The organism is Amycolatopsis sacchari, assembly GCF_900114035.1.
Lineage (GTDB): Bacteria > Actinomycetota > Actinomycetes > Mycobacteriales > Pseudonocardiaceae > Amycolatopsis_E > Amycolatopsis_E sacchari.
This window is the reverse complement of the sequence record NZ_FORP01000013.1, coordinates 83663-99824: the sequence shown is the minus strand read 5'-3', so window position 1 is coordinate 99824 and position 16162 is coordinate 83663. Positions and strand designations below refer to the sequence as shown.

At 72.0% G+C, this 16162-nt stretch carries 18 protein-coding genes; 12 read left to right on the top strand and 6 right to left on the bottom strand.

Annotated elements, in window-relative coordinates:
- The first annotated feature begins 13 nt into the window (after positions 1–13).
- Genes BMZ92_RS38265 through BMZ92_RS21650 form a run of 3 tightly spaced genes read left to right on the top strand, consistent with a single transcriptional unit; the run spans position 14 to position 2315 of the window.
- Positions 14–484 (top strand): ester cyclase, encoded by a 471-nt coding sequence (locus tag BMZ92_RS38265; protein WP_245783188.1) that lies wholly within the window; start codon positions 14–16, stop codon positions 482–484.
- A gap of 5 nt (positions 485–489) precedes the next feature.
- Positions 490–1386 carry an NADP-dependent oxidoreductase gene (locus BMZ92_RS21655; protein WP_091510615.1) on the top strand — a complete coding sequence of 299 codons (897 nt, stop codon included), beginning with the start codon at positions 490–492 and terminating at the stop codon, positions 1384–1386.
- Positions 1383–2315: a quinone oxidoreductase family protein gene (locus BMZ92_RS21650; protein WP_091510612.1), complete on the top strand. Its 933-nt coding sequence runs from the start codon at positions 1383–1385 to the stop codon at positions 2313–2315. Before BMZ92_RS21655 ends, BMZ92_RS21650 begins: the two co-directional genes overlap by 4 nt.
- Here the strand turns inward: BMZ92_RS21650 and BMZ92_RS21645 are convergent.
- Complete coding sequence (locus BMZ92_RS21645; RefSeq protein WP_091510610.1) at positions 2305–3192, bottom strand: LysR family transcriptional regulator; 888 nt, start codon at positions 3190–3192, stop codon at positions 2305–2307. The two genes, BMZ92_RS21650 and BMZ92_RS21645, sit on opposite strands and share 11 nt — an antisense overlap.
- Positions 3193–3322: 130 nt before the next feature.
- Here BMZ92_RS21645 and BMZ92_RS21640 point away from each other — a divergent pair, with 130 nt between their 5' ends.
- Complete coding sequence (locus tag BMZ92_RS21640; RefSeq protein ID WP_091510607.1) at positions 3323–4768, top strand: amidohydrolase family protein; 1446 nt, start codon at positions 3323–3325, stop codon at positions 4766–4768.
- Positions 4769–4779: 11 nt separating this feature from the next.
- On the opposite strand, the gene BMZ92_RS21635 is transcribed toward BMZ92_RS21640, so the two are convergent.
- Complete coding sequence (locus tag BMZ92_RS21635) at positions 4780–5379, bottom strand: hypothetical protein (RefSeq protein WP_091510605.1); 600 nt, start codon at positions 5377–5379, stop codon at positions 4780–4782.
- Positions 5361–5645 (bottom strand): alpha/beta hydrolase fold domain-containing protein, encoded by a 285-nt coding sequence (locus tag BMZ92_RS21630; protein WP_091510813.1) that lies wholly within the window; start codon positions 5643–5645, stop codon positions 5361–5363. Before BMZ92_RS21630 ends, BMZ92_RS21635 begins: the two co-directional genes overlap by 19 nt.
- Before the next feature lie 41 nt (positions 5646–5686).
- Here BMZ92_RS21630 and BMZ92_RS21625 point away from each other — a divergent pair, with 41 nt between their 5' ends.
- Together BMZ92_RS21625 and BMZ92_RS21620 are read left to right on the top strand one after the other, a co-directional pair.
- Positions 5687–6001 carry a hypothetical protein gene (locus tag BMZ92_RS21625; protein ID WP_143249910.1) on the top strand — a complete coding sequence of 105 codons (315 nt, stop codon included), beginning with the start codon at positions 5687–5689 and terminating at the stop codon, positions 5999–6001.
- Between the two features lie 98 nt (positions 6002–6099).
- Positions 6100–6963: an alpha/beta fold hydrolase gene (locus BMZ92_RS21620; protein ID WP_091510600.1), complete on the top strand. Its 864-nt coding sequence runs from the start codon at positions 6100–6102 to the stop codon at positions 6961–6963.
- A 15-nt stretch (positions 6964–6978) separates the two neighbouring features.
- Here BMZ92_RS21620 and BMZ92_RS21615 read toward each other — a convergent pair whose 3' ends face one another.
- Positions 6979–7509: a CGNR zinc finger domain-containing protein gene (locus BMZ92_RS21615; protein ID WP_091510598.1), complete on the bottom strand. Its 531-nt coding sequence runs from the start codon at positions 7507–7509 to the stop codon at positions 6979–6981.
- Between the two features lie 45 nt (positions 7510–7554).
- Positions 7555–8172, bottom strand: a complete 618-nt coding sequence (locus tag BMZ92_RS21610; protein WP_091510596.1) for a TetR/AcrR family transcriptional regulator — start codon at positions 8170–8172, stop codon at positions 7555–7557.
- Between the two features lie 113 nt (positions 8173–8285).
- On the opposite strand from BMZ92_RS21610, the gene BMZ92_RS21605 reads away from it, so the two are divergent.
- From BMZ92_RS21605 to BMZ92_RS21585, 5 genes are read left to right on the top strand one after another with little or no spacing between them, the layout of a single operon-like run.
- A complete protein-coding gene (locus tag BMZ92_RS21605; RefSeq protein WP_091510594.1) occupies positions 8286–9320 on the top strand; it encodes a fumarylacetoacetate hydrolase family protein in 1035 nt (344 codons plus the stop codon).
- A complete protein-coding gene (locus BMZ92_RS21600) occupies positions 9310–10767 on the top strand; it encodes a class I adenylate-forming enzyme family protein (RefSeq protein WP_091510591.1) in 1458 nt (485 codons plus the stop codon). The genes BMZ92_RS21605 and BMZ92_RS21600 overlap by 11 nt, the downstream gene beginning before the upstream one ends.
- 50 nt (positions 10768–10817) lie before the next feature.
- Complete coding sequence (locus tag BMZ92_RS21595; RefSeq protein WP_091510589.1) at positions 10818–12062, top strand: MFS transporter; 1245 nt, start codon at positions 10818–10820, stop codon at positions 12060–12062.
- Positions 12059–13021 carry an MBL fold metallo-hydrolase gene (locus tag BMZ92_RS21590; protein WP_245783187.1) on the top strand — a complete coding sequence of 321 codons (963 nt, stop codon included), beginning with the start codon at positions 12059–12061 and terminating at the stop codon, positions 13019–13021. Before BMZ92_RS21595 ends, BMZ92_RS21590 begins: the two co-directional genes overlap by 4 nt.
- Positions 13018–13959 (top strand): MBL fold metallo-hydrolase, encoded by a 942-nt coding sequence (locus BMZ92_RS21585; RefSeq protein ID WP_091510584.1) that lies wholly within the window; start codon positions 13018–13020, stop codon positions 13957–13959. Before BMZ92_RS21590 ends, BMZ92_RS21585 begins: the two co-directional genes overlap by 4 nt.
- A 1-nt stretch (position 13960) precedes the next feature.
- Here BMZ92_RS21585 and BMZ92_RS21580 read toward each other — a convergent pair whose 3' ends face one another.
- The gene (locus tag BMZ92_RS21580; RefSeq protein WP_245783186.1) at positions 13961–15079 is read right to left on the bottom strand and encodes an MFS transporter; all 1119 of its coding nucleotides are present in this window, start codon (positions 15077–15079) and stop codon (positions 13961–13963) included.
- Positions 15080–15244: 165 nt separating this feature from the next.
- Here BMZ92_RS21580 and BMZ92_RS21575 point away from each other — a divergent pair, with 165 nt between their 5' ends.
- Positions 15245–16123 (top strand): LysR family transcriptional regulator, encoded by an 879-nt coding sequence (locus BMZ92_RS21575; RefSeq protein WP_091510580.1) that lies wholly within the window; start codon positions 15245–15247, stop codon positions 16121–16123.
- Positions 16124–16162: the final 39 nt, after the last annotated feature.

The following is a 16162-nucleotide window of genomic DNA, read 5'->3' as shown; positions in this document are numbered from 1 at the left end:
TCCTCTACGGCGAGTGGAACAACAAGGCGCCGGGTTCGTCAGCTACGGCAGCGTGGGCGGCACCCGCGCCGTCGAGCACCTCCGGCTGGTCATGGGCGAGCTGCAGGTGGCCGACGTCCGCAACCAGGTCGCGTTGTCGCTGTTCGCCGACGACTTCACCGACCACACCCCGCAGCCGGGCAGCACCCCGGACAAGGACGGCGTCCGGGTCCTGTACCACGCGCTGCGCTCGGCGTTCCCCGACTTCTCCGCGAAGATCCACTGGCAGACGGTGGAAGGCGACGTGGTGACGACCTTCAAGACCTACTCCGGCACGCACGAGGGCGAACTCCTCGGTCTCGCCCCCACCGGCAAGCACGTCGAGTTCGGGACGGTGGACGCGATGCGCGTCCGGGACGGCCGGATCACCGAGCACTGGGGCGTGGCGAACCTGTATTCGGTGCTGCAGCAGGTGGGCGCGCTGCCCACCGGCGCGGGGAAGTGACGGCCATGCCCGAAGCGGTGCGGTTTTCCCGCTACGGCGGTCCGGAAGTGCTGGAGCTGGCCGAGGTCCCCCGGCCCCGCGCCGGGCGCGGGCAGATCGTCGTGGCCGTCGTCGCGGCGGCGCTGAACCCCGGCGAGACCGGCATCAGGGAAGGCGTGTTCGCCGGCATCTGGCCCGCGCACTTCCCCGAGGGCCAGGGCAACGACTTCGCCGGGCGGGTGGCCGAAACCGGCGAGGGCGTCGAGGGGTTCGCGGTGGGCGACGAGGTCCTGGGTTTCGCTCCGCGTGCGGCCCAGGCCGAGTTCGTCGTCGTGGGACCGGATGTCCTGGCGCCCAGGCCCGCCGCGCTGGGCTGGGCCGAGGCGGCGAGCATCGCCGGCGCCGGCGCGACCGCGTGGGCCGGGGTCCGCGCGGTCGATCCCCGCCCCGGCGAGACCGTCGTGGTCTCGGCCGCCGCGGGCGGGGTCGGTGTCATCGCGGCGCAGCTGGCGAAACTGCGCGGGGCCACGGTGATCGGCACGGCGAGCGAGGGCAACTTCGCGTTCCTGCACGGCCTCGGGATCTCGCCGGTGACCTACGGACCGGGGCTGGCGGAGCGGCTGCGCGCCGCGGCTCCGCAGGGCGTCGACGCCTACCTCGACACGTTCGGCGGCGGCAACGTGGACGTCGCGATCGAACTGGACGTCCGGCCCGGCCGGATCAACACCATCGCCGACGAGCCCGCCATCTGGGCGGCACTCGCCGAATCCGCCGCGACGGGCGAGTTCACCATCCCCATCGACCGGGTCTACCCGGTTGCCCAGGTCCGCGACGCGTACCGGGACCCGGCCACCCGCCACGTCCGCGGCAAGCGGGTACCGGCATTCGAGCCGTTGTCCACTGTGGAAGGAGAAACCCGGTGAAAGCCTTGGTAGCCCGCGAGTACGGGCCGCTGGACCAACTCGAACTGACAGAAGTGCCGCGGCCCGTCCCGGGCCAGGGGCAGGTGCTGGTGCGCACCGAGGCGGCGGCCGTCAACCCCGTCGACCTCGTGCTCGTCACCGGCGGCATGCGCGACGCCCTGCCGGTTTCGCACCCGTTCGTACCCGGCGTGGACGTCAGTGGCGTGGTCGAAGCCGTCGGGTCCGGTGTGGACCGCTTCGCGGTGGGCGACCCGGTGATCGCGTGGACAGGGGTGCCGTCCGGGGCGTTCGCCGAGTACGCGCTCGTCCGCGCCGACGATTCGGCGGTCGTGCGCCCGGCGGCCCTGGACGCCCGGCGCGCAGCCGCGCTGCCGACCGGCGCGCTGACCGCGTCGGCGCTGCTGGACGAGGCGAAGCCGCGGGCCGGCTCGACCCTGCTGGTGGTGGGCGCGGCGGGCGGCCTCGGCAGCTACGCCGTCCAGCTGGCCAAGCGCGCCGGGGCCACCGTGTTCGCCACCGGCCGCGAGGACGACCTCGACTACCTGACGCGCCTCGGCGCGGACGGGGTGCTCGACTACCGCGGCGAGAACGTCGCCGAGCGGGTACGGGAGTGGGTGCCCGGAGGGGTGGACGCGGTGATCGACGTTGCGCTGGCGGGGCCGGACCTGGCCACGTCCGCGGCGGCGGCGAGACCGGGCGGCGTGCTGGTCTCGCCGCGGGGTGGTCCCGCCGAGTTCGACTGCGGCGTGACCGCCGTGTACACGGGCACGACCACGCCTTCCGGCCGCCTGGCCGAACTCGCGCGGGCGGCCGCGGCGCACGAGCTCCACATCGAGATCAGCGCACAGTACCCGTTCGCCGAAGCCCGGCAGGCGCTGCTGGACTTCGCCGGTCAGCACGTCCGGGGCAAGGTGGTCATCACCTTCTGACCGCCCCGTCCCGGGCCAGCCGATCGACCGCGGTGCTCGCGTGCACGGCGTTCCGGAACGCCGCGACCGTCCCGCGGCGGTCACGCTTCCGGCAGGCGATCGCGACGGTGGCGCGCGGACCGTCCTCCAGCGGCAGGTAGCGGACCCCGGGGTGGGGGAAGAAGCGCGCGGCCGGTTCTCCGTGCAGCCCGAGGCAGCCGGTGGTCGCCACGGCGATCGGGATGTGCGTCGGCGAGCGCACCTCCACCCGGTTGCGGGCCGTGCGGCCGCCGGTCCAGTCCGCCAGCCCCGGCTGGCCGACCGGCGCGACCCACGGCCGTTCCCACGCGTCGGTGCCGGTGAGCCGGTCGGCGTCGGCGAGGTCCGAGTCCGCCGGGACGACGGCGTAGCGCCCGGTGTCCATGACGGTCTCGACGAACAGGTCGTCGTGCCCGCCCACGTCGTGCACGATCGCCACGTCGACCTCGCCCGAGCGCACCGCGTCGTACTGGTTCGCCCAGTCCAGTTCGACGTAGGTGAGCTCGAGGTCGGGGCGGCACCGGGCCAGGACCGAGCGGGTCACCGGCCAGCGGTCGGCGAGCCCGTAACCCAAGACGCCGATCCGCAGGACGGGCTCGGCCGGGTCGCCCTCCGCGGCCTCCATCAGCGCGTCCAACTGCGCCAGCACCCGGCGGGCCCGCGGCAGGAACCGCTCCCCCGCCTCGGTGAGGGACACGCGGCGGCTGGTGCGGTCGAACAACCTCGTGCCGAGCTCCCGTTCCAGCTCCTGGATCCGGCGGCCGAAGGCCTGCGCGGCGATGAAGTGGGCCCGCGCGGCACGGCCGAAGTGCAGCTCCTCGGCCAGGGTGAGGGCGTAGCGCAACGACCGGACGTCCATGTCCCACCTCTTTCCGCGCGGGCGGAGTCTAACCCGGGAAAACCTCCCCATCACAACCGTTTCCGCTGATGATCGGCGGCCGCGGGCGAGGCGATGCTCTTCCCGGCAACGACGCTGAAGGAGATCGACGATGAGCCCGCACCGCACCCTGGTCCGCAACGGTCACGTCCTGACGATGGACCCCGCACTCGGGGACCTCCCCACCGGGGACGTGCTGATCGAGGACGGCGTGATCGCCGCCGTGGCCCCCTCCCTCCCGGTGACCGACGCGGAGGTCATCGACGCGACCGGGCACCTCGTGCTGCCGGGGTTGATCGACACGCACCGGCACACCTGGCAGTCCCTGGTCCGCGGGATCTGCGGCGACTGGACGCTCGCCGACTACTACTTCGGGATCCGCCTCGGCGTCTCCCCCGCCTACACGCCCGGCGACGTCCGCCTCGGCAACCTGTTCGGCGCCGTCGACGCGCTGAACTCCGGCGTGACCACGATCCTCGACTTCTCCCACTGCAACAACACCCCCGACCACTCCGACGCCGCCGTCCAAGGCCTGCGGGAGGCCGGGATCCGCGCGGCTTTCTGCTACGGCTTCTTCGAAAGCTCGCCGGAGGAGAGCCGGTTCGGCGACCACGCGGCGCGCGTCGCCGACTTCCACCGGATCGCGGACACGTACTTCGCGTCCGAAGGCCTGCTCACGCTCGGGGTGTCGCTGTCGGAGCTGTTCGGCCTGCCGTGGGAACACACCGTCGACGAACTGGCGGCCGCCCGCGAGCGGCGCGCGCTGCTCGTCAACCACGCCGGGTGCGTCTTCGGCAGCGTCCTGTGCACCGGCATCACGGAACTGGACGCGCTCGGGCTGCTCGGGCCGGACATGGTCCACGTGCACTGCAACGCGTTCACCGACGCCGAGTGGGACGCGGTCGCCCGCAGCGGGGGCAAGGTGTCGATTTCGGTGGAAACGGAGCTCAACATGGGGTTCGGCCGTCCCGTCTTCGAGCGCTGCCGGCGCCACGGGATCGCCCCGACCCTGTCCGTCGACGTGGTTTCCCTCAACAGCGGCGACCTGTGGCACGAGCTGCGGTTCGGTCTCGCCTGCGCGCGGGAGGACGTGCTGGGACCGGTCAACGCCGCCGGGGCGATGCCTGACAGCGTGGGGATCCCGGCCCGGGAGGCGCTCAGGTGGAGCACCGTCAACGCCGCCGACGCGCTGGGCCTCGGCGACCGGATCGGCTCGCTGACCCCCGGCAAGCGCGCCGACCTGCTGCTCGTCGGCGGCCCCGCGGTCGAGCAGCACCCGGTGGTCGACCCGTACGCCACCCTTCTCTTCCAGACCACGGCAGCCGACGTGCGCACCGTGCTCGTCGACGGCAGGGTCGTCAAGCGCGACGGCGTACTGGCGACGACCGACTTGACCACCCTCACCGCCGAGGCCGACTCCGCCGCGGAGCGCATCCTCGGCCGGATCCGCGACGCGGGCCGGGCGCTTCCCGGGACCCCGCCGGGCGCGTGGGCCGCGGTCGAGCCCATGGCCCGCGAGTTCCACGAGCATGCCGTGCAGACGGCGAAGAAGCGGTGACGCCGGGAGCGTCAGCCGAGCCCGGCCAGCAACGGCGCCCAGCGGGGGTCGGACAGCCGGGCTCCCGCGAGTTCGGGGTGGGTGAGCACGATCCGTTCCGACACCGCGTGGTACTCGTCCGCGGCGGCGACGGCGCGGGCGCTGTCGTGGTCGGTCAAAGCCCGCAGCAGGCGGAGCCGGATCGGCCGGATGTGGCCGATCTCCGTGGCGAGGGCCGTGGAACCGGGCGACAGCACGTCCGCGGTGACGTTCAGGACGACGCGGTCCAGCGTGTGGCACAGTGCCGCCAGCAGCGGGTCGTGCGCCGTGGCGACGAACGCGTCGAGGAACCGAGCGACCTGTCCGGCCACTGCGGCGGACGCTTCGCCGTCGATGGCGTCGATGGCGGCGGCGAGCGCGGCGAGGTCGGCATCGGTCGCGCGTTCGGCACCCGAGAGGGCGACCTGCCGGTGCAGCACCCCGGCCAGGCGGACGACGTCGACGAGCCCGACGGGCTCGAACCGCAGCAGCATCTGCAGCGAGCTGCCGACGACCCCGGTCGCGGACCCCTTCACGTAGGCGCCGCTGCCGTGGCGCACCTCGACCAGGCCCATCAGGCTGAGCCCGCGCATGGCTTCGCGGATCGTGTGATGCTGACGACGTACCGGGTCGCCGAGGCGGGGAACCCGTGGGGCAGGCCCGGGTACTCGACGTACCGCACCGGCACCCCCGCTCGTTCCAGCGCGGCGGCGTAGCGGCGGTTCTGCAGGACGAACGGGTCGAGGCCCGACGAAACCAGGAACGTGGGCGGTTCTCCCCGGAAGTCGTTGCGGCGCAAGGGACTCACCCTCGGGTCCGAGTTCGGGTCACGCCGTTTCCGGGGAAAGGTCCGGGTGATCCCCGATGCGCGAACCCCGCGTGTTCCGCGATCTTGACACCATGAACGTGCGAGTAGCGGAGGCGGCCACGCTCGCGGAGGTGGGCGCGGTGCTGCGGGCGTCGGTGCTACCGCCGGTGCTGGTGCGGCTGCCCGAGGACCTGGCGCGGCGCGCCGTGGCGGCCTGGGAGCGCGAAGACACCGTGCCGCTGGTGGATCCGGAACCGCTCGGGGACCGCCGTGTCCGCCATCTCGCGGGCACCCTGGCGCTGATCGGCCTGGCCATCTCGGAGCGTGGTGACTGGACCGGCGACGAGGTCGTCGTCCCGCTCCCCGTCGAACTGGCCGGCGTGGCGATGGATTCGGCGGACGGCTGAACCACGCCGCCCCTGTTCTAACCCCCTTCATATACTTGACAGGTTACAGGCCTCGTGCTTGCCTCTAACCATCGTCATGCACTCAGGAGGTTAGAACGATGCCCGACGTCCACCACCGCTATGCCACCGTCCAGGGCCGGCGGCTGTTCTACCGGGAAGCGGGACCCCTCGACGGGCCCGCGGTCGTGCTGCTGCACGGCTACCCGACCAGCTCGCACATGTTCCGCCACCTGATCCCCCACCTGGCCGACCGCTACCACGTCATCGCGCCGGACCACCTGGGATTCGGCCTGTCGGACGCCCCGTCCGCCGACGAGTTCGACTACACCTTCGACGCACTGGCGGACCTCACCGCGGGGCTGCTCGACCAGCTCGGCGTGCGCCGCTACGCCGTCTACGTCCAGGACTACGGCGCCCCGATCGCCTGGCGGCTGGCCCTGCGGGACCGCGACGCGCTGACCGCGATCGTCACCCAGAACGGCAACGCCTACGACGAGGGGTTCGTCCCGGAGTTCTGGCAGCCGATCTGGGCCTACCACGCGGAGCAGAACGCGGAAACCGAAGCGCCCGTGCGGGAAGCTCTCACGGAAGAAGCCATCAGATGGCAGTACGTCTCGGGCGTGCCTGACGTGAGCCTCGTCAGCCCTGACACGTGGCGCCATGACCACCGGTACATCTCACGCCCCGGCAACGATGAAGTGCAGCTGAAGCTGTTCCTGGACTACGCGACCAACCCGCCGATGTACCCGGCCTTGCACGAGTACCTGCGTGACACGCAGGTCCCCGTCCTGGCCGTGTGGGGCGAGAACGACCCGATCTTCGGACCGGACGGTGCCCGCGCCTTCGCCCGTGACGTCGACGACGCCGAGATCCACCTGCTCGACGGCGGTCACTTCCTGCTGGAGAGCAAGTTCGACGAGGCCGCGAAACTCATCCACGACTTCCTCGACAAGCGCCTGTGATCGTCCACAGTGGAGTCATCCGGCACTGTGGCGCTGGCGGGCGTAGTGCCGGGAGGCCTTGAACCGGTTCCCGCAACCGGCCATCGAGCACCAGCGCCGCGTGCCGTTCTTGGAGACGTCGTAGAAGTGCAGGACGCAGTCGGGGTGGGCGCACGACTTGATGCGGTCCGGGGCTTCGTCGAGCAGTTTCAGGTACCCGTCCGCCGCGAGCCACGCCGGGTACCACGAGGGCTCGTCGGTCTCCGGCACGCTGACCGGGCCGCCGGGCCCGAGCGTCCGGCGCACCCGGCCGTGTTCGAGGACCTCGTTGAGGCGCCGCCGTCCGCCGGTTTCGCCCAACAGCAAGGAGTTCAGCGCGTCACGTGTGTACAGCAACGCCTCGAGCACGCCGGGTGTGCTCTCCGCCGTGAGGTCGTTGGACTCGATCCAGACCGCCAGCCCGTCGAGCGAGTCCAGCAGGTCGCGGGAAGCCCCGCGCTCGGTCCACCGGGTGTTCACGAGATCCAGCGGCAGTGGTTCGCCGAGAAGTGGACGGGGGTCGGTCATGCGGCTCAGTGTAACCGCTCACCATCGCCACACCGGTTGGAAAGCTCACCTGCCGAGGATGCCGTCCAGGATCATCGCAAGGGTCTCCAGCAGCCGCCGCTCCAGGTCGAACGGGGCGGGCTCCTCGCCGATCCACGCGCTCAGCGTCGCGAAGTACGAACTCGCGAGCAGCAGGGCCGCGTGCTCGGGATCGGTGCCGGGCCGGACCTCGCCCGCCTTCTGGGCCCGGGCGACGAACCCCTCGAACTGGTGCGCCAGCTCGGGGTTGCCGAAAACGTTCGTGAAACGGATCGCCGCGCCCATGCACGCCACGGTCTCCGCCCTGCTGTCCGCGCTGATCCGCGCCAGCTCGGTCAGGTACCGGGCGAGGATGTCCCTCAGCGGACGGTCCTCCAGGTGCTCCAGCTCGATGGCGTGCATCGCGCGGCGGCGGCGGCGCAGGCTCCACTCGTCGAGGAAGGCGGTCTTGCGCTGGAAGTGGTTGAAGACCGTCGCGCGCGCGGTGTCGGCGCGTTCGGCGATCTCCTCCATCTTCGTGTTGTCGAAGCCCTTTTCCACGAACAACTCGACCGCGGCGTGGTACAGGCGGTCGCGCCGGGCCTCCCGGTGGCGCGCCCTCCGGTCCCCCGTCACGTGGAGTGAGCCCGTCGCGTCTGCCGTCATGATCCGTAGTCAACCAGTCACGTGAGGCCCTCTTGACTTGGACCCCGGTCTAGCTTAACTTTCCGACCCAATGGACTTGAGTCCAACTTCGGACGCTGATCCAAGGAGGCGTCATGCGTCTGGTCACGTACGTATCCGGATCCTCCCCGCAGCCCCGGCTCGGCGTCCTGCACGAGGACGTCGTGGTCGATCCCTCCCGGGCGCTCCGGGCCGAACGGGCGCAGCGGCGCGGCGAGACCGCCGCGACCACGGCACCCGAGGTCCCGGCCGAGATGGTCGCGTTCTTCCAGGGCGGCGCCCAGGCCCGCGGCCTGGCCCAACGGGCGCTGGAAGCCGCGGACCTGGCCGCCGCGCGGGGCGACACGCTCACCGACGGCGGGGTGCCCGCCGTGCTCGCGCAGGACGACGTGCGGTTGCTCGCGCCCGTGCCGAGGCCACGCCGCATCCGCGACTACCTCACCTACAACGACCACGCCGCCGGGTCCGGGCTTGCCGTCCCGCCCGCGTTCTCGGCCATGCCGATCTGCTACAAGTGCAACGTCGAGACGGTGATCGGCCCGGACGAGCCCCTGCTGTGGCCCTCCTACACCGCCCAGCTCGACTTCGAGCTGGAGCTGGGTTTCTTCACCTCGGGCGGCGGCCGGGACCTGACGCCGGAGGAGGCGGCCGGCCTCATCGCGGGCGTGACGATCTTCAACGACGTCAGCGCGCGGGACATCCAGTTCTTCGAGATGAGCCTGACCATCGGCCCGTCCAAGGGCAAGGACTTCTGCACCGCGATGGGCCCGTGCGTGCTGACCATGGACGAGGTCGACGAGTGGGCGGTGCGGATGACCGCCAGCGTCAACGGCGAGGTCTGGGCGTCGGGCACCACCAAGGACCGCCAGTTCTCCTTCGCCGAGGTCCTCGCGTGGGCGTCCCTCGACGAAACCGTGTACCCGGGCGAGTTCCTCGGGCTGGGCACCGTGGGCGGCGGGTGCGGGCTGGAACTGGACCGCTGGATCCAGCCCGGTGACGTGGTCGAGCTCGAGGCGTCCGGGGTCGGCGTGCTGCGCAACCCCGTCGGCGAGCGGCGGCGGCCTCCCGAGGGCGCCGGGCTCCCCTCCTACACCGGGTCACCCGAGGTCCACGTCCGCCATGACCACTGAGACGACCGCTGCCCTGGTCGCCGCGGCACCGCCGGACGCGGTTTTCTCCATTGTGGACGGTGGTGCCCCGGTGACCTACGGCGAGCAGCACCGCCGGTTGCGGGCCACCGCGGCGCGGCTGGCCTCGCTCGGCGTGCGACCGGGCGACCGCGTGCACGTCAGCCTGCCCAACTGCCAGGAGTTCCTCGACGTCTGGTTCGCCACCGCGCACCTCGGCGCCATCCTGCTGCCGACCAACCCGCGGTCGGCCGCCGACGAGTACGCCCACGTGCTGACCGACGCCGAACCCCGCGTGTCGATTGCCGACGGTGAGGCGGCGAGTGTGCTGGAGGCGCTGGGCCACCACGTCGTCCAGCCCGCCGCGCTCGCCGGGGACGGCGACGTCCCCGCCGCGGACGTCTCCCCCACCGACCCGGCCGCGATCCTCTACACCTCGGGGACCACCAGCCGGCCGAAGGGCGTCGTCATCACGCACGCCAACTACCTCGCGGTGGGCCGGGCGGTGGCGGACCACCTGTCGGTCACCGCGGCGGACCGCTGGTTCGTCGCACTGCCGCTGTTCCACGCCAACGCCCAGTACTACTGCACGATGTCGGCGCTGGTGCGCGGCGCCTCCGTCGCCGTGGCGCCCCGGTTTTCCGCGTCGCGGTGGGGAATCCAGGCCGCCCGGCTCGGCGCCACGCTCGGCAGCCTGTTCGCCGCGCCGATCCGGATGATCCTGGCCAACCCGCCCGCCGACGGCGAGGCGGTGCTGCGCACGGTGCTGTTCGCGCAGAACCTGTCCGCCAGGCAGGCCACCGAGTTCGAACGGCGCTTCGCGACCCGGCTGGTGCAGCTGTACGGCATGACCGAAACCGTCCTGCCGCCGACCATGAACCCGGACTCGGCGGACCGGCGCTGGGACAGCATCGGCCGTCCCCTGCCGGGCGTCGAGGTCCTGCTCACCGGCGAGGACGGCCAACCGGTCCCGGACGGACAGACGGGCGAAATCCGGGTCCGTGGTGTGCCGGGCGAGACGATCGCCGCCGGGTACTGGCGCAACCCGGAGGCGACCGCGGCCACCTTCGGCGACGGCCTCCTGCACACCGGTGACCTCGCCCGCCGCGACGCCGACGGTTTCCTGTACTTCGTCGACCGGGCGAAGGACATGATCAAGCGCTCCGGGGAGAACATCTCGGCCGGTGAGGTGGAACGGGTCGCCGGTGAGCACCCCGCCGTCGCCGAGTGCGCCGCCGTCGGCGTCCCCGACCCGGTGCACGACGAGGCCGTCCTGCTCGTCGTCGTGCCCGCGCCCGGCACGAACCCCGGCGCCGAGGAGATCCTCGCGTGGTGCCGCGAACGGCTGGCCGCGTTCAAGGTCCCCTCGCGCGTCCACTTCCTGCCCGCCCTGCCGCGCACCAGCGTCGGCAAGATCCGCAAGACCGAGCTCCGCACCCTGGTTCCCTGATCCGTTTCCGCCACCTGCACAGCAACGACGCTCTTGCCAGGAGGTCCCCCATGTCCACGCCCACCGGCGCCACCACCGGCCGCTGGCCGATGCTGGCGCTCATCAGCCTCGGCTTCGTCGCGCTCACCCTGAACTGGTTCGACGTCGCCGCCGCGTTCCCCCTCATCGGTGAGGAGTTCGGCGTCGGCATCGGGCAGCTGACGCTGCTGATCTCCCTGTTCATCATCGGCTACGGGCTCGCGCACGTGCCGGGCGGCCTGCTCGCCACGGCGATGGGCATGAAACGCACGCTCGTGCTCGGACTGGTCGTGCAGGGCGTCGCGGGAGTCCTTTCCGGACTGTCCTATTCGTACACCGCGCTGGCGGTCTTCCGCACCCTCAGCGGGATCGGCGGATCGATCTTCATCGCGGTCGCGTTCGCGGCCGTCATCGTGTGGTTCCGGCAGGGGCCGGTCACCCTCGCACTCGGGCTGTCCGGTGGCGCGGCGTTCAGCGCGGGCGCGGCGTTCGCGCTGTACGTCTGGATCTACCTGCAGCACGCCACCGGCTGGCACCTCTCGCTGGTCATCGCCGGGGTGTTCGAACTGGTGGTCGCGCTCGCCACGGCGATCTGGTTCCACACCCCGGCGGGCCTGCCCGCGCTCGCCGGGACGCGGTTCGAGGGCCCGGCGCTGCGGGCCGCTGTCGCGAGCCGGGACCTGTGGATCTACGGGATCGCGCTGATGGGTGGCTACGGCGCGTACTTCACCGCCTCCCAGGTCTTCACGGAGTACGCGACGCAGGAACGGCAGTTCCCGGCGTCCCTCGCCGGGCTGCTGTCCGCCCTCATCGCGCTGGCGGGCATCCCCGGCAGCGTCGTCGGCGGCCTGCTCGCCGACCGCAGCCGCAACCTGCGTGCGATCGTCGTCGGCTCGCTCGTGGTGTCCGCGGTGTTCCTCGTGCTGATCCCGTTCGTGCCCACGGGTGCGCTGTGGGTGCTGGGCATCGGGCTGGGCGCGTCGGTGATCTTCGGGTTCGCCGCGTGGTCGGCGGTGCCTGCCCGGGTGTCGCGGATCAAGCACGAATACATCGGTACCGCGACGGGCCTGATGCTCACCCTCGCCGGGGTGGGCGGGTTCTTCGTGCCCATCGCCTTCGGGCACATCGTGCCCGCCGCCGGGTTCACCACGGGCTGGGTCGCGCTCGCCGGGATCTCGCTGGTGTGCGGACTGGTCGGCGTGTTCGGCCGCAACCCCGCCCGGCCCGCGATCGAAACCACCCCCGCCCCGGCGGCCGACGTGGCGGAGGCGCTGTGAAGACCGGACTTCCCCGCATGGCGCGGGACATCCCGTACACCAAGGGCCTGCACCGGATCACCCGGCACTGCGCGGCGTGGCTCGTGCCGGACGGGACGTGGGGGTGGAGCAACGCCGGGCTGATCACCGGTGAAGGCGAGTCGCTCCTCGTGGACACCCTGTTCGACGTGCCGATGACCCGCGAGATGCTCGACGGCCTCGCCGGCCCGCTCGCCCGGAACCCACTGTCCACAGTGGTCAACACGCACGCGAACGGTGACCACTGGTTCGGCAACCAGCTGGTCGCGGAGGCGGAGATCATCGCGTCGGCGCCCACCGCCGAGGAGATGCGCACGAACGGGCCGGAGCTCATTCGCGGGCTGCTGGGCCAGGAGGGGGCGGCGGGCCGCTTCGCCCGGCACATCTTCGAGCCCTTCGACTTCGGGTCGATCACGCCCACGTTCGCGACGCGGACGTTCACCGGCAGCCTGCGGCTGGAGGTCGGCGGCACGGCGGTGGAGGTGCACTGCCTCGGCCCCGCCCACACCGCGGGCGACAGCGTCGTGCTCGTGCCGGACGAGGGGGTGCTGTACGCGGGCGACCTGTTGTTCATCGGCGGCACCCCGATCACCTGGGCCGGGCCGGTGTCGAACTGGATCGCGGCGTGCGACGCGATGCTGGCGATGGACGTGGAGTTCATCGTGCCCGGCCACGGCCCGGTGACCACCAAGGACGGGGTGCGCCAGGTCCGCGGCTACCTCGAATGGGTGCGGGACGAGGCCGCCGAGCGGCACCGGAGGGGCATGACCCCCGAGGACGCGATGCGGGACATCTCGCTCGGCCGGTACGCCGCGCTCGACGAGCGGGGCAGGCTCGCGCAGAACGTGCTGGCCGTCTACTACGAACTCGACCCCGCGATGGAGCGCGTGGACACCCGCGAGGTGTTCCGCCGCATCGCCGAACTGGAGGGATTCTCATGAGCTCCTCGCTCACCGAACAGCGTGACCTGGGTGCCCCGGCCGTCCGCGAGGTCGCCGACGGCGTCTTCGCCTACATCCAGCCCGACGGGACGTGGTGGATCAACAACACCGGCTTCCTCGTCGGCAGCACCCGGGTGGCGGCGATCGACAGCTGCGCCACGGAGGCCCGCACCCGTGCCTTCCGCGAGGCCATCTCGCGGGTGAGCCCCAACCCCGTGCGCACGCTGGTCAACACCCACCACCACGGCGACCACACCCACGGCAACGCTCTGTTCGGCGAAGCCGTGATCGTCGCGCACGAGCGGTGCCGGGAGGAGATGCTCGCGGAGGGCCGGCCGGGCACCAGTGCGCTCGTGCGCAGCGGCACGTGGACGGACGTGCACTGGGGCGAGCTGGAGCTGGCGCCACCGTTCCTCACCTACGCCGACGGGGTCACGCTCCACGTCGACGACCTCCGCTGCGAGATCCGGCACGTCGGCCGCCCGGCGCATTCCAGCAACGACAGCGTCGTGTGGATCCCCGAGCGCAGCACGCTCTTCGCGGGCGACCTGCTGTTCAACGGCGGCACCCCGTTCCTGCTCGCCGGGTCCGTGACGGGCGCGCGGGAGGTGGTGGCCGGGCTCAAGGACATCCCCGCCACCACCATCGTGCCCGGCCACGGTGACGTGTGCGGGCCGGAGGTGATCGACGACGTGCTGGCGTACCTGGATTTCGTGCTGGGACTGGCGGAACAGGGCGTGGCGGCTGGCGAGGCACCGCTCGACGTCGCGCGCCAGGCCGACCTCGGCCGGTTCGGTGAGCTCACCGACACCGAACGGCTCGCCGGCAACCTGCACCGCGCCTACGCCGACCTCACCGGAGGCACGGTCGACGTGGCCGCCGCGCTGGCGGACATGGTGACCCTCAACGGCGGCAAGCCGTTGAGCTGCCTGGCGTAGGTCACGGGCGCCGCGCACGCGGTGCGCGGCGCTTGCCGAAGGCGGTCAGCAGGGCGGTCACCGTCAACGCGACGCCGAACCAGACCGCGCCGGCGGGCCCGAAGCCGCCCGCGAACAGTCCGCCGAGCAACGCGCCGAGTGCGATCGAGATGTTGTAGCCCATGGTGTTCAGCGACATCGCGGCCTCGAAGGTGTCCGGGGCCGCGGCGAGCATCATGTTCACCTGGCAGAGGTTGGCGGCGCCGAACGACGTCCCCCACAGCACCACGGCGACCGCCAGGCCCGCCAGGCTGCCGCCGATCACCAGGAGCAGCAGCAGCGAGACGACGAGCAGGGTGCAGGCGACGACGAACGTCGCACGCGGGTTCCTGCCGGCCGTGTGCCCGGCGGCGAAGTTGCCGAGCGCGCCGCCGATCCCGAAGACGATCAGCAACCCGGTCACCCACGCCGCCGACGCCCCGGCGCGCTGCTCCATGAAGGGGCGGATGAACGTGTACGCGCCGAAGTGCCCGAGCACGTACAGCGCCACCGTGGTCATCACGCCGCGCAGCCGCCCGTTGCGGATAGGCAGCGCGAACACCTCCCGCACCGGGATGGCGCTCCGGGACGGCAGCGACGGGAGCGTGAGCACGACGGCGAGGAGGACCGCCACGCTCAGGCCGCTCCAGATGAGGAACGTGGCGCGCCAGCCGGTGAGGCTTTCGATGAACGTGCCCAGCGGCATGCCCACGACGGTGGCGATCGACATGCCGGAAAGCACGACGGCGGCCGCCTTGCCCGCCTTCTCGCCGGGCACGAGCCGCATCGCCATGGCGACGCCGATCGCCCAGAACACGCCGTGCGCGAACCCGGTGACGAGCCGGGCGGCCAGGACGACCGGGAAGTTCGGCGACACGGCGGTGACGAGGTTCCCGGCCGCCATGACCGCCAGCAGCGTGGCGAGGAGCGCACGGCGGTCGACCCTGCGGCTCCACGCGACCAGGAACGGCACCCCGGCGCCCGCCGAGATGCCGTACAGCGTCACCATCATGCCCGCGACGCCTACGGAGACGGACAGTCCCGCGCTGAGCGGGGTGAGCAGCCCCACGGGCATCAACTCGGTGGTGACGAAGACGAACAAGCTCGCGGTGATGGCCGCGACGCCCAGCCACGCCCGGAACCGCGAGCGTGGCTCAGTACTGACTGTGGATGTCCTTGAAAAACTCACGAACCGAGTTTCACGGCGGGACAGCGATGAGTCCAACGCATTGTTGTCACTTCAGCGATGCCGGGCGATCATTGATCCATGGAGCTCCAGCAGATGCGGTACGTCCTCGCCGTCGCCGAGACGAACAGCTTCACCCGCGCCGCGGAGCGGTGCCTGGTCGTCCAGTCGGCGCTGAGCCGCCAGATCGCCGCCCTCGAACGGGAACTGGGCGCGCGGCTGTTCGACCGCACCAGCCGCCACGTGCGCATCACCCCGGCCGGGCAGGCGTTCGTGGCCGCGGCCCGCGAGAGCCTCAACGCCGCGGAGCGGGCGGTCGCCGACGTCGCCGCGGTGACCGGCGAGGTGCGCGGCAGACTCGCCCTCGGCCTCATCCCGACCGTGGCCGCCGTCGACATCCCGGACGCGCTGAGCCGGTTCCGCGCCCGGTATCCCCAGGTCCGGCTGAACATCCGGGTCGGGGGCAGCGAAGAACTCACCGAGCAGGTCAGACAGGGCAGGATCGAGGTCGCCTTCCTCGGGTTGCCCACCACCGCGCGACCGGCGGGCGTCAACGCCCGTGAACTCGCCCGTGACCGGCTGGTCGCCGTCGTCGCCCCCGACCACCCGCTGGCGGGCGAACCGGCCGTCGACCTCGCCCGGCTCTCCACCGAGACCTTCATCGACCTGCCACCGCACACTCCGGCGCGCGCGCAGTCCGACGAGGCGTTCGCCGCGGCGGGGCTGAGCCGCGAGGTCGCGTTCGAGGTCACCACCGCGGACTTCATGATGGCCCGGCTCGTGCGGAAGGGGCTGGCGATCGCGTTGCTGCCCTCGGCCTACGTTCCCCAGCTGACCGGGGTGGCCACCATCGAGATCACCGACGCGCCCGTGCGCGTCGAGTACCTCATCTGGAGCGGCGCCGGGCGCACCCCGGCGGCGACCGCGTTCCTCGACCTGCTGGACCTGCCGGACCGCTGACCACGCCCCCGCCGAGATCCACCGGTGGTTGCCAACCGG